The sequence below is a fragment of the Sphingomonas swuensis genome (assembly GCF_039538045.1).
Taxonomy (GTDB): domain Bacteria; phylum Pseudomonadota; class Alphaproteobacteria; order Sphingomonadales; family Sphingomonadaceae; genus Sphingomicrobium; species Sphingomicrobium swuense.
In genome coordinates, this window is record NZ_BAABBQ010000001.1 from 2115778 (window position 1) to 2140958 (window position 25181).

Below are 25181 nucleotides of genomic sequence, written 5' to 3' on the forward strand. Positions count from 1 at the left end.
AGTCTAGGGCTTCCTCATGGTGAAGCGGAGGCGGATGTAGTCGGCGGTGGTGCTGCCGTGGCGACGGGCGACCGCGGCGGCGATGTCGGGGCGCTGGTCGAGCGGCACGCCGGCGCGGTCGAGCCAACCGGCGCGGAACGTCAGCACCCAACCCTCGACGCCATGCTCGAGCTCGGTCGGGCGTTCGATCAGCTCGGCGTCGACGTCGCGGAAGCCGACGCCTTGGTAGAGCTCGGCGAACTCTTCCGGGGTCGGGTACCAGTTGGCGGCATAGGTCGGCGGGCCGAAGCCGCGCTCGACCAGCTCGTCGTCGAGGTGGCGGCGGAGCGCGGCGAGGTTGCCCGCCCCGCCCATCTCGCCGGCGAAGCGTCCGCCGGGCTTGAGCGCGAACCAGATGGCGCGGGCGGCGCGATCCTTGGCCAGCACCCAGTGGAGGGTGGCGTTGGAGAAAGCGGCGTCGAACGCTTCGGAGAATTTGAGCTCGGCCGCGTCCATAAGCCGGGCGTCGAGCCCCTTGGCGCGAGCGGCGCCGATCATCGACAGGCTGTTGTCGATGCCCACCACCTCGGCGCCGGCTTCCTTGATCTTGAGCGTCAGCGTGCCGTCGCCGCAGCCGATGTCGAGGATGTGCTCGCCCGGTTGCGGCGCGAGGAGGTCGAGCGCGGCCTGGCCGAGCGCGGGCACGAAGCCGCCGACCTTCGCATAGTCGGCGGCGTCCCAGCTGGAAGTCGAGGCAGGCGCGTCGGTCAGAGCGTCGCCACCCAGTCGCGGTAGGCGGCCTCGTCCATCAGGGCGTCGAGCTCGGACGGATCGGACAGGCGGAGCTTGAAGAACCAGCCCTCGCCCTCGGGGTCGCTGTTGATGATCGAGGGATCGTCGGCGATCGCCGGATTGGCCTCGACCACCTCGCCCGAGGCTGGCGCATAGACGTCGCTCGCGGCCTTGACCGATTCGACCACCGCCGCGTCACCGCCCTTGGCGAGCTGCTTGCCGGCCTCGGGGGCCTCGGCGAAGACGATGTCGCCGAGCTGGTGCTGGGCATGGTCGGTGATGCCGACGGTGGCGGTGTCGCCTTCGACCCGGATCCACTCATGCTCTTTGGTGAAATGAAGGCTCATCTATGCTTTCCCCTTGCGATGATAGCGATGCGGAACGAACGGCATCGGCGTGACGGTGGCGCGGAACAGCTTTCCGCGCTGCTCGAGCGTCAGAGCCGTTCCGGGCGCGCCGAGCGTCGTGGCGACATAGCCCATGCCGATCGGTGCCTCGAGGCTGGGCGAGAAGCCGCCGCTGGTGACCCGGCCGACTTCATTGCCCTCGGCGTCGAGGATCCGCCCGCCCTCGCGGACCGGCTGGCGGCCCTCGACGGTGAAGCCGATGCGCCTGGCGACCGGCCCCTGCTCGATCTCGGCGAGGATCCGGTCGCTGCCGGCGAAGCCGCCGTCGGCGCGGCGGCGCTTGTTGATGGCGAAGAGGAGGTCGGCGGAGACGGGCGTGGTCTGCTCGTCGAGATCGTGACCGTAGAGCGGAAGCCCGGCCTCGAGCCGGAGCGAATCGCGCGCACCGAGCCCGATCGGGCGGACCCGCTCGTCGCTCACCAGGAGGTCGGCGAGCTTCTCGGCATGGCTGTTGGGGACCGACAGCTCATAGCCGTCCTCGCCGGTGTAGCCCGAGCGGCCGAAGCCGACCGCGACGCCTTCCCAGTCGCGCGACGTGCCCTGCATGAAGGAGAGCTCGTCGCCGACGCCCGGCCAGATCGCTTCCACGACGGCGGCCGCTTCGGGACCTTGCAGCGCGAGCAAGGCGCGGTCGTCGAGATGCTCGATGGTGATCTCGGCCGGAAGGCGGCGGCGGAGGTCGGCGATGTCACCCGCCTTGGTCGCTCCGTTGACGACCATGTAATAGGTGGGCTCGCCGCCGGTGGGCGTCACGTTGGTGACCATCAGGTCGTCGATGATCCCGCCCGTCTCGTTGAGCAGCATTGAGTAGCGGATCCGGCCGGGCTGAAGGCCGGTGATGTCGCCGGGGAGAAGTGTCTCGAGCGCTTCCGCCACCTGCGGGCCGCGCAGCATGAGCTGGCCCATGTGGCTGACGTCGAACAGCCCGGCATGCTGCCTCGTCCAGCGATGCTCGGCGATGATGCCCTCATACTGGACGGGCATGTGGTAGCCGGCGAAGGGCACCATCCGGCCGCCCCGGGCGCGATGCCAGCCGTCGAGCGGAAGGCTGCCCAGTTCGAGTTCAAGAGTGTCGGCCACGGGCAAGCTCCGGCTTGGGTTCGGTCACGCGGCGAGTGCCGCATCGCTGCGCCGCTCACCCAGTCGAACCCCCGTCTGTCCCTTGCGACCTGAGAGCTTTCCCCCGGCTTCCCGAGGTTACCCCTTCGGCGGCGGGTCGGAGACGCTCCGGCCCGCACTTTCCAGACAGCCTAACAGGTGCGCGGTCCTCGGTGCCTGAGAGATTCCGGGGGCGGTTGCTCCTTCGGCGTAGGGTGGTGCCCTACTCTCCCGCGCGCCTGGCCCGATGTCGCCACCGGATCGGCTGCCCATGGCTCTGAAAGACGCCATCCGCCCTGTCAACGCGACTTGTGGCGGTACGTGAAGATTCCACGCGGAGCTGCGGCCGCGCCGTGTTAATCTGGATCAGCATCCTTGAGGGGGACTCGAACATGATGCGCACCAAGACCCTGCTTGCCGCGACCGCGCTCGGCTTCCTTGCCGCGCCGGCGCAGGCCGACACCATCTGCGAATGGATGGACTTTGCCCGCAAGGCGCTTCCCGACCGTCCGACGCAGGGACAGCTGACGATGATCCGCGACGGCAATGGCGATCATAGCGAGACCAAGGTCGCGCTCGCCATGTTCGAGGCACTCAACGCCATCGACCACCGCTACCAAAGCTATGTGGCGATGCCGGTCGGCTCGGCCGCCGCCGACCAGCAGGCCGCGGCGATGACCGCGGCGACGGAGGTGCTGCTGAAGCTCGCGCCCGCCAACAAGACCGCGCTGCAGGAAAGCTACGACCTCGCCATGGCCGGGATCGCCGACGGGCCAGCCAAGTCCGAGGCAGTGGCGATCGGCAAGCAGGCGGCGGCGGCAGTGCTTGCCATCCCCGACATCGACAGCAAGGTCGCGCAGTCACCTTACCGGCCGCTGACGGCGCCCGGACGGTGGGTACCGACCAACCTTCCCGTGCTCGGCCCCTACTCGGTGGCCTACCGGCCCTGGGTGCTGAAGAGCGCCAGCGAGGTCCGGCCCGCGGCGCCCCCGGCGCTGACCAGCGAGCGCTACGCCCGCGACCTCGACGAGGTGCGGCGGCTGGGCGGCATGACCAGCAAGGAACGGACCGCGACCCAGACGCTGATGGCGCGCTACCGGATCAACAGCGACGAGATGCCCGCGCTGCGCGAGATGATGGACCAGCAGGGTCGGCGGCTGGTCGACAATGCGCGGGTCTTCGCCCTCTACAGCATGATCGGCGATGACGCGGGCATGGCGATGGCCGACGGCAAGCTGTTCTACAATTACTGGCGACCGATCACCGCGATACGCAACGCCGACGCAGACGACAATCCGGCGACGTCGGCCGAGCCGGGCTGGCTGCCGCTGATCAACACGCCCGGCCATCCCGAATATCCCTGCGGCCACTGCATCGGCGCGGGCGCGACCGCCGAGCTGATGACCGCGGTAGGAGGGCTGAAGCCGGCGTGGGGCGTGCGGATCGCAAGCGGGTCGCTCGGCACCTCGGCGGTGCAGGTCACCCCCGACTGGGACGAATGGGCGCGGCAGGTGAGCTTCTCGCGAACGCTGGGCGGAGTGCACTATCGCTTCAGCAACGAGGCCGGCGAGGCGATGGGCCGCAAGGTCGCGAGGCTCGGCCTCGAGCGAGCGCTTCAGCCCCTCCCCGCCGCCGAGGTGAGGCCGGCGTCATGATTGCGCGGCGGATCATCGGAACGCTGGCGGGGTTCGGCTTCTCCACGGCGACCATCCTCTCTGTCGAGAAACTCGGTCATCTCGCCCTTGGCGCACCGGCGAGCCCGGCCGAGGCGACCACCGCAATGTATCTCGTGGTGCTCGTGGGCTGGGTGCTCGGCGCCGCCGTCGGCGGCTCAATCGGGAGCGGCATCTCGCGCTGGGCGGGGACGGCCTGGATCATCGCCGTACTGGTCGCGCTCGGCGTGGTCGCGAGCGCGTTCAGCTTCCCGGACCCATGGTGGCTGGTCGCTGCCGGCGTGGTCCTGCCGCTGCTCGCGGCCTATCTCGTCACCCGGTCGCGGCCGGCGGAGATTCCTGCCACGCCCTGACCCGGACTGGCTCAGCGAGTCGCGTTGTAGCGGAGCTGCTGGGGGGTGAGCTGGAAGCCGATCAGTTGCTCGAAGCTCGCCCGCGCGACGGCGTCGCGGACCTTGGGATCGCTCAGCGGGTCGACCGCGGCGTCGGCGTCGCCGGGGCGCCGCTCGCGGGTCAGCTCGCGCTGGATGTCGGCCGGGAGCACCACCGCCGAGCGGGCAACGCGGGCGGTCGCCTGGCTGGTGGTCTGCGCACGCAGGCTTCCGGCCGGGAAGTTGAGCGCGACCCCGGCGACCTTCTTGGCGGTGACGTTGGTCCCGCCCTGCATGGCGACGGCGAAGAAGGGCAGCACGACCTGCCGGGCAGCGGCGGGATCGCGGCGGGTGGCGACCACGTCGAAGGTCGCGACCGAGACGACGTTGGCGGCGTCCTCGGTGCAGGACACGCGCATGTTGGTGATCGTCGCGACCACGTCGATCGCCCGGCTGTCGGTGCTTCCGGCCGGGTCGAACAGGGTGACGTCACCGGTCGCTGCCGGGATCGCCACCTGCGGGCAGCCCGAGCGGGTGACATAGACGCCGCCGTTGGCAATCTGCCCATCGCGGGCACAGGCGGCGAGGACGAGCGCAAGGGCGACGGTGGCGAGAGATCTCTTCATAAGCGCAAGCTCATAGGAAGGCCCTTCTCCTCTAGCAAGCGATGCCTTACATGGCCGCCATGCTGCATGAGCGTCCCCCACTCCACCTGATCATCGCCGCTCCGCGCGGTTTCTGCGCCGGGGTCGAGCGGGCGATCCGCATCGTCGAGCTGGCGCTCGAGCGCTACGGGGCGCCGGTCTATGTCCGCCACGAGATCGTCCACAACCGCTTCGTCGTCGACCGATTGAAGGCGATGGGCGCGGTGTTCGTGAAGGAAATCTCCGAGGTTCCGGACGGCGTGCCGGTGGTCTTCTCGGCGCATGGCGTCCCCAAGTCGGTCCCGGCCGAGGCGCAGGGCCGCGGGCTCGATTATCTCGACGCGACCTGCCCGCTCGTCAGCAAGGTTCACCGCCAGGCGCAGCGGCTGATCGAGGCCGGGCGGCACATCCTGTTCATCGGCCATGCCGGCCATCCCGAGGTGATCGGCACCTTCGGCCAGGTGCCGCACGGCTCGATGACCCTGGTGGAGACCGAGGACGATGTCGCCGACCTGGTCGTCGCTGACCCCGAGAACCTCGCCTTCCTGACCCAGACGACGCTGTCGGTCGACGATACGGCGGCGATCGTCGCCGCGCTCCAGCGGCGCTTTCCCGCGATCCGTGCGCCCCGCGGCGAGGACATCTGCTACGCGACCTCCAACCGCCAGGCGGCGGTCAAGGCGATCGTGCCGCGGGTCGACAAGATGCTGGTGATCGGCGCTCCCAACAGCTCCAACTCGCTCCGGCTGGCCGAGGTGGCGGAGCGCGAGGGCGTTCCCGCCCGGCTGATCCAGCGTGCCGTCGAGATCGACTGGGAATGGCTCGGCGAGCCGCGCACGGTCGGTCTGACCGCGGGCGCCTCGGCCCCCGAGGTGCTGGTCGAGGAAGTGATCGAGGCGCTGTCGGAGCGGTTCCTGCTGACCAGCGAGGAAACCGACCATGTGCCGGAGAACCTGACCTTCAAGCTGCCGCGCGAACTGGTCGCGTGAGCGGCGATCCCGTCGACCTGCCACGGGTCGAGATGTTCACCGACGGGGCCTGCAAGGGCAATCCCGGCCCCGGAGGCTGGGGCGTGCTGATCCGCATGGGCGCGCGCGAGAAAGAACTGTCGGGAGGCGAGCCGCACACCACCAACAACCGGATGGAGCTGCTCGCCGCGATCCGCGGTCTCGAGGCACTGACCCGCCCCTGCCTCGTCGTGCTGTCGACCGACAGCATGTATGTGAAGGACGGCATCACCAAGTGGGTCCACAACTGGCGTCGCAACGGCTGGCGGACGGCGGACAAGAAGCCGGTCAAGAATGCCGAGCTGTGGCAGGCGCTGTGCACCGCGGTCGAGGGCCACCGGATCGAGTGGAAGTGGGTCAAGGGGCACGCCGGACACGCCGAGAATGAGCGGGTCGACGAACTCGCCTGCGCCGCCGCCGAGGGGATGCGCGGCTAGAAGAAGCGCGCCGGGTCGTAGCGGGCCGGAGCGACCCCAGCAGGTACTTTGCCATCGCCAAGGATCAGCGCCGCTCCGAGCGCCGCCGCGGCGGGCGCGGTCTGGATTCCGAAGCCACCCTGCCCCGCACACCAGAAGAAGGCCGGCTCGTCGGCGGCATAGCCGATCGCGGGGACGCGGTCGGGGGTGAAGGTGCGAAGCCCCGCCCAGCGCCGCTCGACCGCCTCGATCTTCCAGTCGACCACAGCCTCGAAGCGGTGGATGGCAGTGGCGACATCGAGCTCCTCGGGCGCGGCATCGCACGGGTCGCAGTCGTTCTCGTCGTGCGGGCTGAGCCAGATCGAGCGGTCGCCCTCGCCCTTGAAATAGAAGCTGCCGTCGGCGCCGACGACCAGGGGAAGCGGCTTGAGCCCGCCCCGGTCGAGCCGCAGCTGGACCATGGTCCGGCGCTTGGGCGCAAGGCCGAGCGGGCGGACGCCGCAAGCGCGTGCGACCTCGTCGGCCCAGGCTCCGGCGGCATCAACCAGGAGGTCGGCCTCGACCTCTTCGCCATTCTCGAGGCGAACCTTCCAGCCGTCGGCAGTGCGGGTGGCGGCAACGAGGCGCGAATCGCTGCGGACCTCGCCTCCCGAGCGACGGACCTGGCCGAGATAGTCGCCGTGGAGCCTGGCGACATCGATGTCGGCAAGGCCATGCTCGAGCGCTCCGTGGTGCCATTCGGGGCGAAGGCCGGGGATTTGCGACTCCAGCGCGGCGCGGTCGAGCGGCTCGGAAGCGACGCCCTCGACCAGTTCGACCGTCTCGCCGATGCGGGCGATGTGAATGGCCCCACGCGGGAACAGATAGCCACCTTGGGCGAGGAAGGGGTGGCTCGCGCGGGTGAGTGGCGCGACCAGCGGGCCGCCATAGCCTTCGTGCCAGAAGGCGGCGGAGCGGCCGGTCGAATGGTAGCCGGGCTGGCTTTCGGCCTCGATCAGGATCAGCCGGCGACGACCGGCCAGCGCCGCCGCGAGGCTCGCCCCGGCGATCCCGGCGCCCACGATGAGAATGTCGAAGCGGCTCACGATGCCAATCGGTTAGAGCCTATGGGGCCGCTCCGTCCAGCATTGCCGACCCGCCGCCGAGGCAAAGTTCGCCGAACCATATCTTAACCAATTTGGCCGAATGAATGTCCGTCTGAAGTTTCTCCCAGTGAGGAAGGGGCGGGTGTCGCCATGGATGTGAAGAAGATTGCGCTGCTGGTCGGGGCGTTGCTGATTGCGGCGGTCACGGCCGTCATGGCCAAGAACATGTTTACCGGCGCAGCCGCTCCGGAAGCCAAGGCGGCCGCCGTGCCGCAGGGTCCGAGGATCCTGGTGGCGCGCAAGGCGCTTCCCGTCGGCACCCTGATCGACGCCGAGAGCTTCCAGTTCCAGCCGTGGCCGGCCGAGCTGATGCAGCAGGCCTATTACACCGACGGCGCGCCCGATGCGAATGTCACCAAGCTGATCGGCATGGTCGTGCGCAACCCGGTCACCGCCGGGCAGCCGCTGACCCGCGGGACGCTGGTCGGCCCGCAGGACCGCGGCTTCCTCGCCGCGGCGCTGAGCCCCGGAATGCGGGCGATCACCGTTCCCGTGAACGACACCACCGGGGTCGCCGGCTTCATCTTCCCGGGCGACCGGGTCGACATGGTCCTGACCCAGTCGGTCGAGGGCGGTGGCGACGGTCCGCCGCTGCGCGTTTCCGAGACGATCGTCCGCAACCTGCGCGTGCTTGCCACCGACCAGCGGGTCGACAGCAAGGGCGAGGATGGACGGCCGCTGGTCAAGACCTTCGCCAACGTGACGATGGAAGTGACGCCGAAGATCGCCGAGAAGATCGCGGTGGCGCAGAGCCTCGGCGGCCTCAGCCTGGCGCTTCGCAGCCTGGCCGACAACACCGCCGAACTCGAGCGGATGGTTGCCAGCGGCGAGGTCAAGCTGCCCGCCGGCACCAACCCAGCCGAAGAGCGCAAGATGCTGCTGGCGGTCGCCAACCAGCCGATCGACAGCACTCCGACCTTCGCCACCGGTGGTGACGTGTCGCGCTTCCAGCGCCGCACCGTCCCGGCCAAGCCGCGCGAAAACAATGCTCCGGTCGCCGTCAGCGGCACCGTCCGTGTCGCCCAGAGCGGCGTCGGCAGCTCGGGTGGCGGTTCGTCCGCGGCCCAGCCGACGGTCCGTGTCGCCCGCGGCAACAATGTCAGCTTCGTTCCAGTGGGGGCTCGTTAAAATGAGCAAGCAGATCCGCCGCACGGGCAGCATGGCTTCGGCCTTCGCCGCCCTGGCCCTTGGTGTCTCGGCACTGAGCCTGGCCGCCACTCCCGCCGCCGCGCAGCCCATGGCCGCCCGTCCGTCGGAGACCCTCAACCTCTCGTCCGGCACCGGCACCCTGGTTCGCCTGTCCGCCCCGATGAGCGACATCTTCGTCGCCAACGATGCGATCGCCGACGTCCAGGTGCGCTCGAACAGCCAGCTCTACATCTTCGGCAAGACCCGGGGTGAGACGACGGTGTATGCGACCGACAAGTCGGGCCGGGTGGTCTATGCCGCCAATGTCCGGGTCGGGAACAACATCTCCTCGGTCGACGAGATGCTGCGGATGGCGATGCCCGAGGCGCAGATCCAGGCGACTCCGATGAACAGCCTGGTGCTGCTCACCGGGACCGTGGCCTCGCCCGACGATGCCGCCGAGGCCCAGCGCCTGACCCAGGCCTATGTCGGCGAGGGCACCCAGGTGGTCAGCCGGCTGCGCACCGCGGTGCCCCTGCAGGTCAACCTCAAGGTCCGCATCGCCGAAGTGAACCGCTCGGCGCTTAAGCAGATCGGCGTGAACCTGTTCAGCCAGGACGGAACCAGCGGCTTCCAGTTCGGCATTGCGCAGGGTGCTGCGGGAGCTGTTGCCCCGGCTGCGCCGAGCGCTCCGTTGAAGGTCGTCGGCACCGGTGCGGGCCTTACCTTGGGCGGTGCCGGAAGGCTGCTCGGGCTCGACATACTTGGCGCGATCGACCTGCTTCAGACCGACGGCCTCGTCTCCACGCTGGCCGAGCCCAACCTGACCGCCTTGTCGGGCGAGACCGCCAGTTTCCTCGCCGGCGGCGAGTTCCCGATCCCGGTCAACCAGGGCAACGACGGGATCTCGATCGAGTACAAGCAATATGGCGTCGGCCTCGCCTTCACCCCGATCGTGCTTGCCGACGGCCGCATCTCGATGCGCGTCCGCCCCGAAGTCAGCGAGCTGAGCAACGAAGGTTCGCTCAAGCTCAACGGCTTCGAGGTTCCGGCGATCACCACCCGCCGGGCGGAGACCACGGTCGAGCTCGGTTCGGGCCAGAGCTTCATGCTCGCCGGCCTGCTCCGCGCCAGCAACCAGAACTCGATCGATCGCGCGCCCTTCCTCGGCGACCTGCCGATCCTCGGCACGCTGTTCCGCTCGACCCGCTTCCGCAAGTCGGAGACGGAGCTGGTGATCATCGTCACGCCGTACCTCGTCCGCCCGGTCAATGGCCGGATGGCGCTTCCGGTGGACGGTTATCGCACGCCGCGCGACGGGAACGTCTTCTACGAGGGCCAGACCTTCAACGGCACCTCGGGCCCACGGCCGGTGGCCTCGGCTCCGCGGCCGGGAATGGCAACCGGCGCCGGTGCCTCGAACAGCGCCGCCGCCCTCCCCGCTCCCGGCTTCAAGCTGTGATCCGGCTTCAGGACAAGGATGCACTTCCGATGATGCACAAGCTCTCCTTCCTGCTGCTCGCCTCGGCGGCCCTGGCCGGCTGCGGCGTCAAGCGCGGCGTCGACGAACCCGCCCGCGGGATCGTCCCGATCAACGAGCCGGTGGTCAGCCGGGCCGACTTCGCCCTCGACCTCGCCGCCCCGAGCGGCAGCATCGACCCGAGTGAAGCCGCCCGTCTTGACGGCTGGTTCCGCGGGCTGGCGCTTGGCTACGGCGACGTCATCTCGATCGACGGCCCCTACAGCATGAGCGCTCGCGGCGACGTGGCGCGGGTCGCCGCCAACTATGGGCTGCTGGTCGCCGACGGCGCTCCGGTCACCCCGGGCGCGATCCCGCCGGGCGCCGTCCGGGTGGTCGTCTCGCGCACCCGCGCCGACGTTCCGGGCTGCCCCAACTGGTCGAAGGCGAGCAGTCCGACCTACAACAACGAGTTGATGAGCAACCATGGTTGCGCGGTGAACGCCAACCTGGCTGCCATGGTCGCCAACCCGGCCGACCTCGCCAGCGGTCGCGAGGCCGGTGTCAGCGACCCGGCGACGGGCGTCCGCGCCATCCAGTCCTATCGCGCCAAGAAACTGACCGGTGAGGGTCCGCTCAAGGACATCAGCACCAAGAACTCGGGAGGCAATTGAGATGAACGCCCCGTTCCAGGCCCGCGCAGGACTGCGCGATCCGTTCACGGCCTTCGTCTGCGACGATGCCACCGCCGACATGCTCCGCCCGGTCGCGGTCGAGCATGGCTGGAGCCCCGAGAAGGTCAACAAGGGTGGACTTCGCAATGCGGTCCAGTCGCTGTCGGTCTCGGCCTCGCCGAACATCCTGTTCGTCGACTTGTCGGAATCGGCCGACCCGCTGAACGACATCAACGCGCTTGCGGAAGTCTGCGAGCCCGGCACGATCGTGATCGCAGCCGGTGCCGTCAACGACGTCCGCCTGTACCGCGACCTTCTGGCGAGCGGGATCCACGACTATCTGCTCAAGCCGTTCAACGTCGACCAGCTGCGTGACACCTTCGCCAACGCCCAGATGATCCTGTCCGGGCCGCGTGGCGAGGCGCAGGCCGACAAGCCGCACATCATGGCGGCGGTCGTCGGCGTGCGTGGCGGAGTCGGCGCCTCGACGGTGGCGACCAGCCTCGCCTGGATGCTGGGCGCTCGGGCGCATCGTTCGACCGCGCTGCTCGACCTCGACATCCACTTCGGCACCGGTGCGCTGGCGCTCGACCTCGAGCCGGGCCGCGGCCTCACCGACGCGATCGAGAATCCGAGCCGCATCGACGGGCTGTTCATCGAGCGGGCGATGGTTCGCGCCAACGAGCGGCTCAGCGTGCTGTCGGCCGAGGCGCCGATCAACCAGCCGCTGGTCACCGACGGGACCGCCTTCTTCCAGCTCCAGGAAGAAATGCGGACTGCGTTCGAATCGACCGTGCTCGACCTCCCTCGGCACATGCTGATCCAGTATCCTCACATGGTTCACGACGCGCATGTCGCAGTGGTGGTCAGCGAGCTGACGCTGGCGGCGACCCGCGACACCATCCGGATCCTCGCCTGGCTCAAGAGCAATGCGCCGCAGACCAAGGTCATCGTGGTTGCCAACCGCGTTCCCTCGGGCGGCGCACTGGAAATCAGCCGCAAGGACTTCGAGCAGTCGATCGAGCGCAAGGTCGACATCGTGTTCGGCGAGGAAGGCAAGATCACGGCGCAGGCCGCCAAGCTCGGCAAGCCGGTGGCGGAAGTCGCCGGCGGCAAGTCGGCCGCGCCTTATACCCAGCTGTGCAACATGGTGCTGAGCCATGCCACCGAGGATGGTGCGGGCGAAGCGCCCAAGCCGGCCGCCACGGCAGGCAGCAAGAACCTGGTGGACAGCCTCAAGTCGATGCTTGCCAAGCAGCCCAAGGTCGCGGCGGCCGCCTGATCGCGCCCGCCCTTCCCTTCCGCAAAGTCTGAGGAACAACCATGTCCCTGTCGCTCCTGCTGCTTGGCTTCGGAATGCTCGGCACCCTGGTCCTGCTGGTGGTCGGCCTGTCCGGCCCCAGCGCGGCCAAGTCGACCAAGCGCCGGCTCGAGCTGATCCGCGAGCGGCATGCGGAAGGGACCCTCGCGGCCTCGGCCAACGCCCAGATCCGCAAGCTGTTCGCCAACCGGAACAGCCGGGTCGAAAGCTGGGCCTCGACGCTGGTGCCAAAGCCGGCCGTGATGCGTCAGCGACTCGACCGGACGGGCAAGCCGATCACGCTTGGCCGCTACATGATGGCCTGCATCGGCGTGTTCGTAGTCGTGGCCTTCTTCATGATGCTGCAGGGGCTGCCGTGGACCCTGGCGATCCTGCTCGGCCTGTTCCTCGGCCTCGGGTTGCCGCACCTGGTGATCAGCCGGCTGATCAACAAGCGCATCGCGGCGTTCAACGCCAACTTCCCCGATGCGATCGAACTGATGGTGCGCGGCCTTCGTTCGGGTCTCCCGATCACCGAGACCCTCGGCATCGTCTCGGGCGAGGTGCCCGGCCCGGTCGGCTTCGAATTCCGCCAGGTCAGCGACAAGATGAAGATCGGTCGGACCATGGAGGCTTCGCTCCAGGATACTGCCGACCGTCTCGGAACGCCCGAGTTCCAGTTCTTCGTCATCACCCTCGCGATCCAGCGCGAGACCGGCGGCAATCTCGCGGAAACGCTCGGCAACCTTGCCGACGTGCTTCGCAAGCGCGCGCAGATGAAGCTCAAGATCAAGGCGATGAGCTCGGAAGGCAAGGCTTCGGCGATGATCGTCGGCGCCCTCCCCTTCATCGTGTTCACGCTCGTCTACCTGCTCAACCCGGCCTACATGGGCGGCTTCTTCAGCGAAGAGCGGCTGATCTTCGCGGGCCTGGGTGCGCTCGTCTGGATGAGCATCGGCGTGGCCATCATGGCCAAGATGATCAACTTCGAGATCTGAGGAGCATTTCGACATGCAACCCGCTTCCGGGCCCACCCTCCTCGGCGTCGATGTCATCTGGGTCGCCACCCTGCTGACCGCGGTCGCGACCATGGCGGTGCTCATCGCCATCTACGCCGCGACCACCGTCCGCGATCCGATGGCGCGCCGCGTCAAGGCGCTCAACGAGCGGCGCGAGCAGCTCAAGGCCGGCATCGTCGCCTCGACCAACAAGCGCAAGAAGATCTCGAACAAGAGCGAGGCGGCCGACAAGGTGCGCGGGCTGCTGTCGAGCTTCCGCATGGTCCAGGACAGCCAGCTCCAGGACATCCAGAAGAAGCTTCTGCAGGCCGGCATCCGGACCAAGGATCTCGCCTTCTTCATCATCTTCGGCCGGCTGATCATGCCGGTCGTCCTCGGCACCATCGCCATCTTGGCCGTCTATGTCTTCGACGCCTTCCCGGAGTGGGGCGCGATCAAGAAATATGCGCTGGTCGCGATGACGCTGATCCTCAGCTACAAGGCGCCCGACCTGTGGCTCAAGAACCGGATCACCAAGCGCAGCAACGCGATCCGCAAGGGCCTTCCCGACGCGCTCGACCTCCTGGTCATCTGCGCCGAGGCCGGCCTGACGGTCGATGCCGCCTTCGGCCGCGTCGCCAAGGAACTCGGCAAGGCCTATCCGGAGCTCGGTGACGAGTTCGGCCTGACCGCGATCGAGCTCGGCTTCCTCAATGAGCGTCGCCAGGCGTTCGAGAACCTCGCCAACCGGGTCGACCTCGAGGCGGTCCGCGGGGTGGTCACCACCATGATTCAGACCGAGAAGTACGGCACGCCGCTCGCCTCGGCGCTGCGCGTCCTATCGGCCGAATTCCGCAACGAGCGGATGATGCGTGCCGAGGAGAAGGCGGCGCGGCTTCCGGCGATCATGACGGTCCCGCTGATCCTGTTCATCCTTCCGGTGCTGTTCGTGGTCATTCTCGGGCCGGCGGCCTGCTCGATCAGCGACAGCATGATCGGCGGCGGCGGAAGCTGAGGCTTCGCTCAGGCGAGACGCAAAGGAGGGCGGCCATGGGGAACCATCGGCCGCCCTTTCTCGTATTGGTCGTTACGGATACGCGACAAGGACGGAAACAGGGTCATGACCATTTTCACCACCGACCAGTGGGTTATCATCGGGCTGGTCTTCGTGCTCGGCCTGCTGATCGGCATGTGGCTGACCAGCGGCGGGCGCCGCAAGTGGAAGAACCGCTACAATGACGAGGTGACCACCCGCAAGGCGCTGGAGGATAAGCACAAGGAACGTGAAGCGCACTGGACCGCGCAGGAGAAGGACTGGCGCGACCAGGACGCCCGCCGCGAGGCCGCGCTCCGCGACCGTCCGGCGATGCGCTCGGAGCCCTATGTCGAGGACCGGCTTCGTGATCGCCACCCCGACGACATCGGCGGCGAGCGCCGCGATCTCGACCGCGACGGCGTTCCCGACAACTACGATCGCCGCCCGCTCGACGGCGACCGGCGGTAAGTGACTAACCCCCTTCCGCCTTGCGGGAGGGGGTTTTTCTCAGCCTTCGATCTTCGAAAAGTCCGCCACGCCGTGCACCGCATTTTTGAAGCGGGCGAGGAGGTTGAGGCGGCGGCGGCGGACCTCGCTATCGGGATCGTTGACCGTGACATCCTCGAAGAAGGCGTCGATCGGTCCGCGCAGGCTGGCGAGCGCCGCCATCGCCGCGGCGAAGTCCTCGTCCTCAACCGCCCGGGTCGCACGCGGCTCGGCTTCGTGGAGCACCATCACCAGCGCGCGCTCTGCCGCAGGGGCGTCGGCCGGCAAGTCGGAGCCCTGCGCCTGGCTCGCGATCGAAGCGGCGAGCTCGGGTGCCTGATCGACCTCGACCAGCGGATCCTCCTCGCCGGTCTGCGGGATCGCCTGCTCGCCGGGTGAGGCGAGCACGCGCGGCAGGTCCCAATTCTCCTTCTTGAGGATGTTCGCCGCGCGCTTGTAGCCGGCGAGGAGGTTGGCCCCGTCGGGCCCCTCGACGAAGGACTGGAGCGCGGTGACCCGGGCGAGCAGGCGGACAAGGTCGTCCTCGCCGCCGAGCGCGAAGACCGCGTCGATCAGGTCGTGGCGAGCACCCGCCTCGCGCTGCTGGACCTTGAGCCGATCGGCGAAGAAGTCGAGCAACTCCCCTGACGCGATTGGCAGCCGGAGGGCATTCGCCGCGACGATCTGGATGACTCCGAGCGCCGCCCGGCGCAGCGCGAACGGATCCTTGCTGCCCGTCGGTGGCATGCCCGCGCCGAAGAATTGGCGCAGCGTGTCGAGCTTCTCCGCAAGCGCGACGGCGACAGTGACCGGCGCGGTCGGCACCTCGTCGCCCTGCCCGACCGGCTTGTAATGGTCGCGGATCGCGTCGGCGACGGCCTTGGGTTCGCCCTGGGCTTCGGCGAGGTAGCCGCCGATCAGGCCCTGCAGTTCGGGGAATTCGCCGACCATGCCGGTGACGAGGTCGGCCTTGCAGAGCTCCGCCGCGCGGCGGGCGTGATCGGGATCGCAGTTCGGGACGACGGCCTCGATCGCCAGCCACTCGGCGAGGTCGGCGATGCGGGTCACGCGTTCGGCGACGGTGCCGAGCTTCTCGTGGAAGACGATGCCCGAGAGCTTCTGCGCCTGTTCGTCGAGCGGAATCTTGAGGTCCTGCTCCCAGAAGAAGCGGGCGTCGGAGAGGCGCGCGGCAAGCACGCGCTGGTTGCCGGCGACGATCGCCGCGCCGCCGTCGCTGGCCTCGATGTTGGCGGTGCAGATGAAGGCCGGAGCGAGCGCGCCGCTGTCGTCCTTGAGCACGAAATACTTCTGATTGGTCCGCGCGGTGAGCTGGATGACCTCGGGCGGGACATCTAGATAATCGGGATCGAAGCGGCCGAGCAGCGGCACCGGCCATTCGGTCAGGCCGGCATTCTCGGCGACCAGCCCCTCGTCCTCGACCAGCGTCAGCCCGGCTTCGGCGGCGAGCGCCTGCGCGCGGTCGCGGATGATCGCTGCGCGCTCGTCGGGATCGACGATGACATGGCAGGCACGCAGCTTCTCGGCATAGTCGGACGCGCCGCCGAGGGTGATCGGACCGGGATGATGGAAGCGGTGGCCGAGCGTGGTCGCACCCGCCGCGACGCCGTCGATCTCGACAGGAACGATCGCGTCGCCGAGCAAGGCGACGATGCCCTGCAGCGGTCGTACCCAGCGCAGCGAGGCGGTGCTCGCCGAAGCCGAGCCCCAGCGCATCGACTTGGGCCATGGGAAGGTGCGAACAATCCGCTCGACGATCGGGCCGAGCACCTCAGCGGTGGCCTGTCCCGGCTTGTCGATCACCGCGAAGAAGACGCCGTCGCGCTCGACGAGTTGCTCCCTGGCAAGGCCGGTCTTGCGGAGGAAGCCCTCGAGCGCTTGCGGCGGCGCGGACGAGCGCGGGCCCTTCAACTCTTCGGACACGGCGGCAGTAGCGAGCGGAAGGCCGCGCGCGATCAGGCCGAGGCGGCGCGGGGTCGCGAACGTCTCAATCGCGTCGGCCTCGAGGCCGGTCTTGGCAAGCTCCTCGGCGAACAATCGGGCGAGGTCGTTGCGAGCCTTGGCCTGCATCCGCGCCGGGATCTCCTCGGAGCGAAGTTCAAGGAGGAAGTCGGCGGCGGTGCGCTCGGTGGGCACGGCATCGAGCGGCGCATGCTCGCGGGTCGAGGGAGTGCTCACGAAGCCTTCTCCTGGCGGTTCTCGAGCCAGGTCGCGCAGGACGCCTTGGCGAGGTCGCGGACCCGGCCGATGTAGGCCTGGCGCTCGGCGACCGAGATCACCCCGCGCGCCTGCAACGTGTTGAAGATGTGGCTGGCCTTGATCGCCTGCTCGTAGGCGGGAATGGCGAGCTTGGCGTCGAGGCTGTTCTGGCACTCCTCGGCGGCCTTGCGGAAGGCATCGAACAGCCGCTCGGTCCCGGCAACCTCGAAGTTCCACTCGCTCATCTGGCGTTCGTTCGAGAGGAAGACGTCGCCGTAGGTCACGCCTTCCTTATTGAACTTGAGGTCGAAGACGTTGTCGACACCCTGGATATACATGGCGAGCCGCTCGAGCCCGTAGGTGAGCTCGCCCGCGACCGGGGTGCAGTCGAAGCCGCCGACCTGCTGGAAATAGGTGAACTGGGTCACCTCCATCCCGTCGCACCAGACTTCCCAGCCGAGGCCCCAGGCGCCGAGCGTCGGGCTTTCCCAATCGTCCTCGACGAAGCGGATATCGTGCGCGCTCGTGTCGATCCCGATCGCGACCAGGCTGTCGAGATAGAGCTGCTGGAGGTCGGGCGGGCTCGGCTTGAGCATGACCTGATACTGGTAATAAGCGCCGAGCCGGTTGGGGTTCTCGCCATAGCGGCCGTCGGTCGGGCGGCGGCAGGGCTGCACATAGGCGCACTTCCACGGATCGGGCCCGAGCGCGCGAAGCACCGTCGCCGGATGGAAGGTCCCCGCTCCCATCTCCATGTCATAGGGCTGGAGGATCAGGCAGCCGCGCTCCGACCAGTAATGGTGAAGGGTCAGGATCAGGTCCTGAAAGGCAAGCGGCGCGGCGCCGGCAGGAGGGGGGAAGCTCATGCGCGCGGCTTTAAGCGCCGGGGTGGCAGGGGAGCAAGCCGCACCCTACATGCAGGAGAGCTGTGGACGAGTGGAGAATGTGAATGGCGGTGGGCTGGTGGAAGAAGGGGCTTGCCGCGCTTGGCCTGCTCGGGTTTGGCGGAACCGCGGTCGAGGCCCGTGCACCGGCCAATCCCAAACCGGCGCTGTGGAAGGTCGCCGACAAGGACACGACCATCTATCTGTTCGGGACGATCCACCTCCTGCCGAAGGACTATGCCTGGCGCAGCCCCGCGTTCGACGCGGCGACCCAGCGCAGTCAGAGCCTGGTCGTCGAGACCCGGATCGACGAGGCCAATCCGGGCGCGCTCGCCGGCACGATGATGCGGCTCGCGCTCAGCCCCAACCTGCCCCCAGTCGAGCAGCGGGTCGCTCCGGCAAAACGCGCGGCGCTTGCCACGGCGATCGCCAAGAGCGGCGTTCCGGCGGTTGCGCTCAATCGCATGGAGACTTGGGCAGCTGCCTTCACCCTGCTCGGAACCCAGTTCCGCGGCATGTCGCTGAGCCAGGAGGACGGGGTCGAGACGGTGCTCAAGAAGAGCTTCACGGCGGCGGGAAAGCCGATCGGCGAGCTTGAGACCAATGCCGAGCAGCTCGGCTTCTTCGACGTCCTGCCCGAGGCGGCGCAGCGCAGCCTTCTGGAAGGCGCGATCGAGCGGCCCGAGGCGGTCAAGGTCCAGTTCGACGCGATGCTCGCGGCCTGGGCACGCGGCGACGTCGATGCGATCGCGCGTACCTTCAACGCCGACATGGGGGCCGATCCGGCGCTTCGCGAGGTGCTCCTGAAGCGCCGCAACGCCAATTGGGCACGCTGGATCGAGCAGCGCATGAGCCAGCCGGGCGAAGTGATGGTGGCCGTCGGTGCCGGGCACCTGGCGGGCTCGGATTCGCTCCAGACCATGCTCATGAAGCGTGGCCTCAAGGTCACTCGCGTCCAGTAAGAGCTTTCCGCATTCCAGCTCGTTGACAGTGTCTTGCGGCTGACTCACACTCCCTTCCGACAAAGGGCGGCTGGGGGGTCGCGAGATGGTGAAGGGCCTGGCGGCGCGGTGCGTCCGCGGACTATCGGGCGCATGCGCGGCGCTGGCCTTGTGGCACGCGCCGCCGGCGAGCGCCGCCGCTTCGGACATGCCGGTGCATGACGAAGCCCATTGTGCCCGGCCGGCGCTGTGGGTGGTCGGAGACGCCGACACGACCATCTTCCTGTTCGGGACGATCCACACCCACGATGGGCGCGCCCACTGGTTCGACCACGCCGTGAGGCTGGCTTTCGAGCGCTCCGACGAGCTGGTACTCGAGACGATCGTCCCGACCGAGCTGCCGAGGGTGGCGGTGGCGCCGGGCAGCGGCCTTGCGGTCGCGCACAGGACGATCGACACGGCCCGGGCGGCGGGCCTCAGCGTTCAGCTCGGTGCCGACCTTGTGCTGGCGAGGGCCGCCGACGCTGCGGCGAAGCCGGTGATCGGCCTCGAGAGCTTCGACGAGCAGCTACGCATGTACCAGGCGCTTCCCGGACCAACTCGCCCCGCGATCCCGGCCGCGGCCGTGTCCAGCCCGCCGGCGAAGGACGCGCTTGCGCCATTCCTCCGGCACATGGTCGAGAGCTGGAACCGGGGCGACGCCGGCCCGGTCGAAACGGTGGTGGACACCGTCAAGATCCAGTCGCCCGAAGCCTATCGCCGCCTGTTCAGCGAGCGCAACGCGGCGTGGGCGCGCTGGATCGGGCGGAGGCTCGACCGGCCGGGCGTGGTCTTCGTCGCAGTGGGAACGGGACATCTGGTCGGCCCGGACAGCGTCCAGGCGCGGCTTTCGCAAGCCGGGATCCACAGCGCGCGGATCAACTGACCGCTCACCTGCTGACCTTGCCGCTCGTCGCTGCTAGGCGACGCGCATGAGGATCATCGCCGGCCAATGGCGGGGCCGCAGGCTGGAGGCGCCGCCGGGGCTCGGCACCCGCCCCACCGCCGACCGCACCCGTGAAACCCTGTTCTCGATGCTGGTGAGCCGGCTCGGAAGCTTCGAGGGCATGGAGGTCGCCGACCTCTTCGCCGGGAGCGGCGCGCTCGCGCTCGAGGCGATGTCGCGTGGCGCCGTCCAGGCGACGCTGGTCGAGACCGACCCCCAGGCGCGCAAGGTCATCGAGCGCAACGCCGCGCTGCTCGGCGCTGAGATCAGGCTCGCGGCGCATTCGGCCCTGCGCCTGCCCGTGCCCTCCCGCCCGTTCGACCTGGTCCTTGCCGATCCACCCTACGAAAGCGGGTCGGGGACGAAGGTCCGGGAAGCTGTCGAAATGGCCGGTTGGCTGGCACCCGGCGGCTGGCTGGCGATCGAGACCGAGCGTGGCGATGCAGTCGCGCCGGGCGGGTTCGAGCTCGATGCCGAGCGCGATGTCGGCCGGGCGCGGATCACGTTGCTCCGCGCGCCGGCCTGACCTCTACTTCTTCTCGACGACGGCCTTCGTGGTCGACTTTGCCGAGCTGAATTCCTTCAGCACTCGTGCCCCGATCGCGGCGGCGGCGGCCTTGCCGGCCTTCTTCACCGCCTCGGCCGACTTGACGGCGGTAGGGTCCCGGGTGCCCGCCTCGGCGACCGCGGCGACTGCGGCGAGCGCTCCGACAGCGAGCAGTTCGGAGACCAGGGGGTGATCGGCAAGCTTGCCCAGCGCCTCGAGCGGATGTGCGCGCAGCTCGGAAGCCTTCTCGGCCTTGGCCTTCTTCGCCTTCTTGGGCTTGTCCGGATGCGGCTGATCGCCCTTGCGAGGCTTCTTTTCCTTCTTGTCCTTGGCCATCGCTTATTCCCCTGTTCCTCTAAGGCAGACGTCGCATATCGGCATCGGCGTAGGGCACTGCAAGTTCGCAAGCCGTGGCCGCCTCCGAGTCGAGCCAGCGCGGCACGTCGGTGGGGCGGAGCATGACCGGCATGGCCTTCGGATGGACCGCGCCGACCACGGAGTTGGGCTCGCAGGTGAGGAAGGCCATGTAGCCCACCCCCGCCTCGCCCGGACGCCAGAGGCCCGCGAATCCGAACAAAGGCTCCTGATGGTCGTGAAGGCCGAACCAGACCTTGCGCTTGGCGCCCTTCTCCCCCTCCCACTCGCAGAAGCGGGTGACCGGGACGACGCAGCGGCGGTCAGGCCGGTTGAGCGCGCTCCTCCAGAACGGGCTGGCGAGGTTGCGGATGTTGGTCACCGGCCGGCCCTTGGCGGCAACCGGCCCCGGAAAGCCCCATTCCATGACGTCCATGCGCAAGCCGCCGCCTTCGTCGCGGCGGAGAATGGGCGCGGGCTTTCCCGGGTAGATCTCCTCAAAGGGAGGTAAATTGGCGGTATCACCGGCAAACGATCCGAATACCCGCCGGATTTCGTCGACGCTCGCCGTCATTGAGTAAAGATTGCACATCGAACTCAGCTCGCCTCACCAAAGCACGCCGAACGGTTCATCGTTAACGGGTTCATATCCGATTTACTCCGCGAAGCGTTGCGAGCCCGTTCAGGTTGTAACGCCCAAAGACATGGACAGCGATCCCGCAGACAAAAACAGGAGAAGACGATGCGGAACATGATGCTGGCGCTTGCCGCCACGACGATGGTTGCAGCGGTGGCCATGCCGACCCAGGCGGAGGCCCGCCAGACCTATTACCAGGGCAAGACCTGGTACGACGGGCAGGGCCGCCTGCGCTGCAAGAAGCCCAATGGCACCACCGGCCTCATCGTCGGCGCTGCCGGCGGTGCGCTGATCGGCCGGGCGATCGACACCCGCGGAAGCCGCGTGACCGGCACGCTGGTCGGTGCCGCCGCCGGTGCGCTGATCGGCCGCGAGGTCGAGCGTAGCCGCAAGCGCTATCGCTGCCGCTAGGCGCTGATGCCCTCTCCGGAGGGTGCAGCTTAGTGTATTGACACAATAGGACACCTCCCTGTAGCCTTCGCGGCAACAGGGAGGTGTTGTCATGTACAGCCAGAATGATCTCGACGACGCGGTCGCGGCAGGGGCGATCACGCCCGAAGCCGCCACCGCCTTGCGCGGCTTCGTCGACAACCAGCGGAGCTCGCCCGCGGTCGACGAGGAGCAGTTCCGGCTCATCACCGGCTTCAACGACATCTTCGTTTCGATCGCCGCCGCCATCCTGCTCTTCGCGGTCGGCTGGATCGGGCAGAGCATCGGCTCGAACATCGGCTTCCAGATCGAAGGCGACGGCCCCTCGCCGCTTGCCCCCGCGCTGATCGCGGCGACGGCCTGGGGCCTCGCCCTCTTCTTCACCGCCCGGCGGCGGATGGCCCTGCCCTCGATCCTGCTCCTGCTCGCCTTCGTGCTCGGAGTGGTCTCGGCCACCGGCTTCACCATGGTCCTCGCAATCGGCGAGGCCCGCTTCGAGGGTGACGAGCCGGGCTGGCTGGCCGGAATGGTCGGTGCCGTCGCAGCCCTCGCGGGTGCGGTCGCGGCCTTCATCCACTGGCGCACGTTCCGCGTGCCGATCACCGTCGCCGCCGGTGCGGCCTCGGTCGCCGGGATCGTCGTCGCGCTGATCGCCAGCGCGGTCGGCAACACCGACGGGATCACCGACATCGTGCTCGGCACCGTGCTTCTGCTCGGAATCGGCGTGTTCCTCTACGCGATGCGCTGGGACAGCTCGGATCCGGCGCGGGTCACCCGCCGCTCGGACGTCGCCTTCTGGCTCCACCTGCTGGCGGCACCGATGATCGTCCATCCGGTCTTCACGCTGCTCGGCCTCAACGATGGCGACGCGACGATCGGCGAGGGGCTGGTGGTCATCGCCATCTATATCGCACTCGGCATCACCGCGCTGGCGATCGACCGCCGTGCGCTGCTGGTCTCGGCCCTGGCGTACGTCCTCTACGCCTTGAACGAGCTGTTCGAGCAGTTCGGCGCGGTCAGCCTCAACATCGCGCTGACGGCGCTGGTGATCGGCTCGGCCCTGCTGCTGCTGTCGGCCTTCTGGCACCAGGCCCGGGCGGCGATCGTCGGCCGGCTTCCCGGCGGGCTTCGCGGCTACCTGCCGCAGCTCAGTCCGACACCAGCTTGATCAGTCGCCGCTCGAGCGGAGCCAGGACGCCCTGAAGCTCCTGGCCCCGCTTGAGGACGGCGCCATGTTCACCGACCAGTGCCCACGCCCCTTGCTTCTGCCGAAGCGAGGGGCGTTTTTCGATGCGGATCTCGGGCCGCTCGGCCGAGCGGCGGAAGGCCGCGAAGCTGGCAAGGTCGGGGGCGAACTGCATCGCATAGTCGCGCCAGTGACCGGCCGCGACCATTCGTCCGTAGAGGTCGAGGATGCGCTGCAGCTCCTGTCGGTCAAAGGCGGCGACGGCTTTCCGGTCGATACGCACCGGAAAAGGAGTGACACTGCTCACGCGCTGCGGCTCTCCGGACTTGGCTGCCCGCGCGACTTGAGCTGGCGAAGCTCGGCCCGAAGCTCGTCGAGCTCCTCCTCCAGCGTCGTGAGACGGGCACGCAGCGGATCGATATCCTCGCCGCACGGCGTGCCGTAGGGGATGAAGCCCGGGCTGTAGTGGACGAGGTCGACCGGGACCGGACGCGCCGGGATGCCGACCACGGTGGTCCTCGGAAGCACTTCCTTGGTGACCACCGAATTGGCCCCGACTCGGCCGCCCTCGCCGATGGTGATCGGGCCAAGAACCTGCGCCCCTGATCCGATCACGACATTGTCCTCGAGCGTCGGGTGGCGCTTGCCGCCGACCCCCGTAGATGGATTGGTCCCGCCGAGCGTCACATTCTGGTAGATGGTGACGTTGTCGCCGATCGTCGCGGTCTCGCCGATGACGGTGAAGCCATGGTCGATGAAGAAGTTCTTGCCGATCGTCGCGCCGGGATGGATGTCGATCCCGGTCAGGAAGCGGCTGATGTGGTTCACCAGCCGCGCCAGCCAGTAGAGCCGGCCGACCCAAAGCCAGTGCGCGACCTTGTGGTAGAGCAGCGCCCACGCGCCCGGATAGAGCACGACGTCCCAGCGGCTGCGCGCCGCGGGATCGCGCTCCTTCACGCTGTCGAGATAGTCGAGGAGGGCAAAAGCCAAGCCCCCATCCCCTTTGTGCTATGTTGGCGACTGGGCACGAATGTATGTCTTCCCGGCGTGGTTGCAAAGGAGGGGCGGACTTGCGCCCTTTCCTTGGACCGCCGGGCACGGCATGGGGACGCGCCTGCAACCGGGGGAGCCGCACGCCATCATTGCCGAGCTAGCCGCCGATCCGTCGGTGCTCCTCCCCTTCATCCTGATCGGCTTTGCAGCGCAGCTGGTCGATGGCGCGCTCGGCATGGCCTATGGCACGATCAGCTCGACCCTGCTGGTGGGACTGGGGGTCCCGCCTGCCGTGGCCAGCGCCGGCGTCCACACCGCCGAGACCTTCACGACCGGGATCAGCGCGATCAGCCATGTCGCGCACCGCAACGTCGACTGGCGGCTGTTCGCCCGGATCGTGCTGCCCGGTGTGGTCGGTGGCGTGCTCGGCGCCTATGTGCTGAGCAACATCCATGCCGACGCGGCGCGGCCCTTCGTGCTCGGCTACCTGCTGCTTCTCGGCTTCTACCTGTTCTGGCGCGGCTGGACCCACCGGCATGTCGTCAAGACCCCCAAGGTGGTCGCGCCACTGGGGCTCGTTGGCGGCTTCCTCGATGCGGCGGGCGGCGGCGGGTGGGGCCCGATCGTCACCTCCAACCTGATGGTCCAGGGAAGCGAGCCGCGCTACACCATCGGCACCGTCAACACCGCCGAATTCTTCCTGACCCTGACCATCTCGGCGACCTTCCTGCTGACCCTCGGCTGGGAGGCGTTCAGCGTGGCCATCGTCGGCCTGCTGATCGGCGGCGTGGTCGCCGCGCCGCTGGGCGCCGTGGTCGCCAAGCGTGTCGAGGCGGACAAGTTGCTGGTGTTGGTCGGTGGAGTGCTGACCGCGACCAGCGGCTGGGGATTGTGGCGCCTGCTCGGCTGAACTGTCTCGGCACCGCGACGAACCGGCTTGTCCAACTCCTGCAGCCATCTAATTTCGCGGTGAGGAGCTGACACGCATGTTCGAGCAGAGCCGCCGCCACCTCGACGAGGCCGGGGAGAGCTACTTCCAGCATATGAGGTTCGCGCTGACCGTCGCAGCCCTGGCGATCGGTGCCGGTCTTGGCTGTCTTGTCCATGCGATCGTCCCCGCCTTGTGCGAGAAGACCTGCAGCCGCACGGTCGCGATGCTCCAGGACCTGTTCCGCGATCGGAGCGCGCTTGCCGATGTGCAGCGCAAGGGTGAAGGCGTGCTGGTCTTCACCGGGCTGATGGGCGCCGCACTGGTCTTCGTTGGCGGCTTTTCGCTTGCCGGCGGTTCATCCCTCCCCACGCTGGTCGTTGCAGTGCTGCTCCTCGCCCTTCCGCTCGCCTATCTTCTGTCCGACCGCGAGCTTGCCGGATGGGAGGCGCTTGGCAGGTCCTAGA

29 protein-coding genes and 1 riboswitch are annotated in these 25181 nt (G+C 68.4%); of the genes, 18 read left to right on the forward strand and 11 right to left on the reverse strand.

Annotation, left to right across the window (positions count from 1 at the left end; all coding sequences use genetic code 11):
* Nucleotides 1-3: 3 nt before the first annotated feature.
* The 3 genes from ABD727_RS10470 to gcvT all read right to left on the reverse strand — a co-directional run bounded on the left by ABD727_RS10470 (nt 4) and on the right by gcvT (nt 2258).
* The gene (locus ABD727_RS10470; RefSeq protein ID WP_344707356.1) at nt 4-684 is read right to left on the reverse strand and encodes a class I SAM-dependent methyltransferase; all 681 of its coding nucleotides are present in this window, start codon (nt 682-684) and stop codon (nt 4-6) included.
* 62 nt (nt 685-746) lie between these two features.
* On the reverse strand, nt 747-1118 hold the full coding sequence (gene gcvH, locus ABD727_RS10475) for a glycine cleavage system protein GcvH (protein WP_344707357.1): 372 nt from the start codon (nt 1116-1118) through the stop codon (nt 747-749).
* The gene (gene gcvT, locus ABD727_RS10480; RefSeq protein WP_344707358.1) at nt 1119-2258 is read right to left on the reverse strand and encodes a glycine cleavage system aminomethyltransferase GcvT; all 1140 of its coding nucleotides are present in this window, start codon (nt 2256-2258) and stop codon (nt 1119-1121) included. It abuts the gene before it with no gap.
* Nucleotides 2259-2430: 172 nt separating this feature from the next.
* Nucleotides 2431-2520, reverse strand: a riboswitch (glycine riboswitch).
* 148 nt (nt 2521-2668) lie between these two features.
* Here gcvT and ABD727_RS10485 point away from each other — a divergent pair.
* Nucleotides 2669-3931 (forward strand): vanadium-dependent haloperoxidase, encoded by a 1263-nt coding sequence (locus tag ABD727_RS10485; protein WP_344707359.1) that lies wholly within the window; start codon nt 2669-2671, stop codon nt 3929-3931.
* On the forward strand, nt 3928-4302 hold the full coding sequence (locus ABD727_RS10490; RefSeq protein ID WP_344707360.1) for a hypothetical protein: 375 nt from the start codon (nt 3928-3930) through the stop codon (nt 4300-4302). The genes ABD727_RS10485 and ABD727_RS10490 overlap by 4 nt, the downstream gene beginning before the upstream one ends.
* Nucleotides 4303-4313: 11 nt before the next feature.
* On the opposite strand, the gene ABD727_RS10495 is transcribed toward ABD727_RS10490, so the two are convergent.
* A complete protein-coding gene (locus ABD727_RS10495) occupies nt 4314-4946 on the reverse strand; it encodes a hypothetical protein (protein ID WP_344707361.1) in 633 nt (210 codons plus the stop codon).
* Nucleotides 4947-4996: 50 nt separating this feature from the next.
* On the opposite strand from ABD727_RS10495, the gene ispH reads away from it, so the two are divergent.
* Nucleotides 4997-5953, forward strand: coding sequence for a 4-hydroxy-3-methylbut-2-enyl diphosphate reductase (ispH, locus tag ABD727_RS10500; protein WP_344708070.1), 957 nt, complete (start codon nt 4997-4999; stop codon nt 5951-5953).
* 32 nt (nt 5954-5985) lie between these two features.
* Nucleotides 5986-6408: a ribonuclease HI gene (gene rnhA, locus ABD727_RS10505; protein ID WP_344708071.1), complete on the forward strand. Its 423-nt coding sequence runs from the start codon at nt 5986-5988 to the stop codon at nt 6406-6408.
* On the opposite strand, the gene ABD727_RS10510 is transcribed toward rnhA, so the two are convergent.
* Nucleotides 6405-7472 (reverse strand): NAD(P)/FAD-dependent oxidoreductase, encoded by a 1068-nt coding sequence (locus tag ABD727_RS10510; RefSeq protein WP_344707362.1) that lies wholly within the window; start codon nt 7470-7472, stop codon nt 6405-6407. The two genes, rnhA and ABD727_RS10510, sit on opposite strands and share 4 nt — an antisense overlap.
* A 150-nt stretch (nt 7473-7622) precedes the next feature.
* Here ABD727_RS10510 and cpaB point away from each other — a divergent pair, with 150 nt between their 5' ends.
* The 7 genes from cpaB to ABD727_RS10545 all read left to right on the forward strand — a co-directional run bounded on the left by cpaB (nt 7623) and on the right by ABD727_RS10545 (nt 14595).
* Nucleotides 7623-8660 (forward strand): Flp pilus assembly protein CpaB, encoded by a 1038-nt coding sequence (gene cpaB / locus ABD727_RS10515; RefSeq protein WP_344707363.1) that lies wholly within the window; start codon nt 7623-7625, stop codon nt 8658-8660.
* A gap of 1 nt (nt 8661) precedes the next feature.
* Entirely contained in the window at nt 8662-10122 is a 1461-nt protein-coding gene (locus tag ABD727_RS10520; RefSeq protein ID WP_344707364.1) for a type II and III secretion system protein family protein, read from the forward strand.
* Between the two features lie 29 nt (nt 10123-10151).
* Nucleotides 10152-10793, forward strand: a complete 642-nt coding sequence (locus tag ABD727_RS10525) for a CpaD family pilus assembly protein (protein ID WP_344707365.1) — start codon at nt 10152-10154, stop codon at nt 10791-10793.
* Nucleotide 10794: 1 nt separating this feature from the next.
* A complete protein-coding gene (locus tag ABD727_RS10530; RefSeq protein ID WP_344707366.1) occupies nt 10795-12075 on the forward strand; it encodes a CpaE/TadZ family protein in 1281 nt (426 codons plus the stop codon).
* 41 nt (nt 12076-12116) lie between these two features.
* On the forward strand, nt 12117-13091 hold the full coding sequence (locus tag ABD727_RS10535) for a type II secretion system F family protein (RefSeq protein ID WP_344707367.1): 975 nt from the start codon (nt 12117-12119) through the stop codon (nt 13089-13091).
* Between the two features lie 13 nt (nt 13092-13104).
* A complete protein-coding gene (locus ABD727_RS10540; protein ID WP_344707368.1) occupies nt 13105-14106 on the forward strand; it encodes a type II secretion system F family protein in 1002 nt (333 codons plus the stop codon).
* 105 nt (nt 14107-14211) lie between these two features.
* Nucleotides 14212-14595 carry a hypothetical protein gene (locus tag ABD727_RS10545; RefSeq protein ID WP_344707369.1) on the forward strand — a complete coding sequence of 128 codons (384 nt, stop codon included), beginning with the start codon at nt 14212-14214 and terminating at the stop codon, nt 14593-14595.
* Between the two features lie 39 nt (nt 14596-14634).
* Here the strand turns inward: ABD727_RS10545 and glyS are convergent, their stop codons facing one another.
* Nucleotides 14635-16701, reverse strand: a complete 2067-nt coding sequence (gene glyS / locus ABD727_RS10550; RefSeq protein WP_425566811.1) for a glycine--tRNA ligase subunit beta — start codon at nt 16699-16701, stop codon at nt 14635-14637.
* A 104-nt stretch (nt 16702-16805) separates the two neighbouring features.
* Entirely contained in the window at nt 16806-17696 is an 891-nt protein-coding gene (locus ABD727_RS10555; protein WP_344707370.1) for a glycine--tRNA ligase subunit alpha, read from the reverse strand.
* 83 nt (nt 17697-17779) lie between these two features.
* On the opposite strand from ABD727_RS10555, the gene ABD727_RS10560 reads away from it, so the two are divergent.
* The 3 genes from ABD727_RS10560 to rsmD all read left to right on the forward strand — a co-directional run bounded on the left by ABD727_RS10560 (nt 17780) and on the right by rsmD (nt 20166).
* The gene (locus tag ABD727_RS10560; RefSeq protein ID WP_344707371.1) at nt 17780-18676 is read left to right on the forward strand and encodes a TraB/GumN family protein; all 897 of its coding nucleotides are present in this window, start codon (nt 17780-17782) and stop codon (nt 18674-18676) included.
* 85 nt (nt 18677-18761) lie between these two features.
* Nucleotides 18762-19580 carry a TraB/GumN family protein gene (locus ABD727_RS10565; protein ID WP_344707372.1) on the forward strand — a complete coding sequence of 273 codons (819 nt, stop codon included), beginning with the start codon at nt 18762-18764 and terminating at the stop codon, nt 19578-19580.
* Between the two features lie 46 nt (nt 19581-19626).
* A complete protein-coding gene (gene rsmD, locus ABD727_RS10570) occupies nt 19627-20166 on the forward strand; it encodes a 16S rRNA (guanine(966)-N(2))-methyltransferase RsmD (protein WP_344707373.1) in 540 nt (179 codons plus the stop codon).
* Between the two features lie 3 nt (nt 20167-20169).
* Here the strand turns inward: rsmD and ABD727_RS10575 are convergent, their stop codons facing one another.
* Together ABD727_RS10575 and ABD727_RS10580 are read right to left on the reverse strand one after the other, a co-directional pair.
* Entirely contained in the window at nt 20170-20523 is a 354-nt protein-coding gene (locus tag ABD727_RS10575; protein ID WP_344707374.1) for a hypothetical protein, read from the reverse strand.
* A 19-nt stretch (nt 20524-20542) separates the two neighbouring features.
* Nucleotides 20543-21133: an SOS response-associated peptidase gene (locus ABD727_RS10580; RefSeq protein WP_344707375.1), complete on the reverse strand. Its 591-nt coding sequence runs from the start codon at nt 21131-21133 to the stop codon at nt 20543-20545.
* 150 nt (nt 21134-21283) lie between these two features.
* Here ABD727_RS10580 and ABD727_RS10585 point away from each other — a divergent pair, with 150 nt between their 5' ends.
* Together ABD727_RS10585 and ABD727_RS10590 are read left to right on the forward strand one after the other, a co-directional pair.
* Nucleotides 21284-21589 carry a glycine zipper 2TM domain-containing protein gene (locus ABD727_RS10585; protein ID WP_344707376.1) on the forward strand — a complete coding sequence of 102 codons (306 nt, stop codon included), beginning with the start codon at nt 21284-21286 and terminating at the stop codon, nt 21587-21589.
* Nucleotides 21590-21680: 91 nt separating this feature from the next.
* Entirely contained in the window at nt 21681-22775 is a 1095-nt protein-coding gene (locus ABD727_RS10590) for a hypothetical protein (RefSeq protein WP_344707377.1), read from the forward strand.
* On the opposite strand, the gene ABD727_RS10595 is transcribed toward ABD727_RS10590, so the two are convergent.
* The gene (locus tag ABD727_RS10595; protein WP_344707378.1) at nt 22756-23100 is read right to left on the reverse strand and encodes a DUF2794 domain-containing protein; all 345 of its coding nucleotides are present in this window, start codon (nt 23098-23100) and stop codon (nt 22756-22758) included. The genes ABD727_RS10590 and ABD727_RS10595 overlap by 20 nt on opposite strands.
* A complete protein-coding gene (gene epsC / locus ABD727_RS10600; protein ID WP_344707379.1) occupies nt 23097-23783 on the reverse strand; it encodes a serine O-acetyltransferase EpsC in 687 nt (228 codons plus the stop codon). The genes ABD727_RS10595 and epsC overlap by 4 nt, the downstream gene beginning before the upstream one ends.
* A gap of 148 nt (nt 23784-23931) precedes the next feature.
* On the opposite strand from epsC, the gene ABD727_RS10605 reads away from it, so the two are divergent.
* Nucleotides 23932-24696 (forward strand): sulfite exporter TauE/SafE family protein, encoded by a 765-nt coding sequence (locus tag ABD727_RS10605; RefSeq protein WP_425566812.1) that lies wholly within the window; start codon nt 23932-23934, stop codon nt 24694-24696.
* Nucleotides 24697-24772: 76 nt separating this feature from the next.
* Complete coding sequence (locus ABD727_RS10610; protein WP_344707381.1) at nt 24773-25180, forward strand: DUF6356 family protein; 408 nt, start codon at nt 24773-24775, stop codon at nt 25178-25180.
* Nucleotide 25181 lies beyond the last annotated feature (1 nt).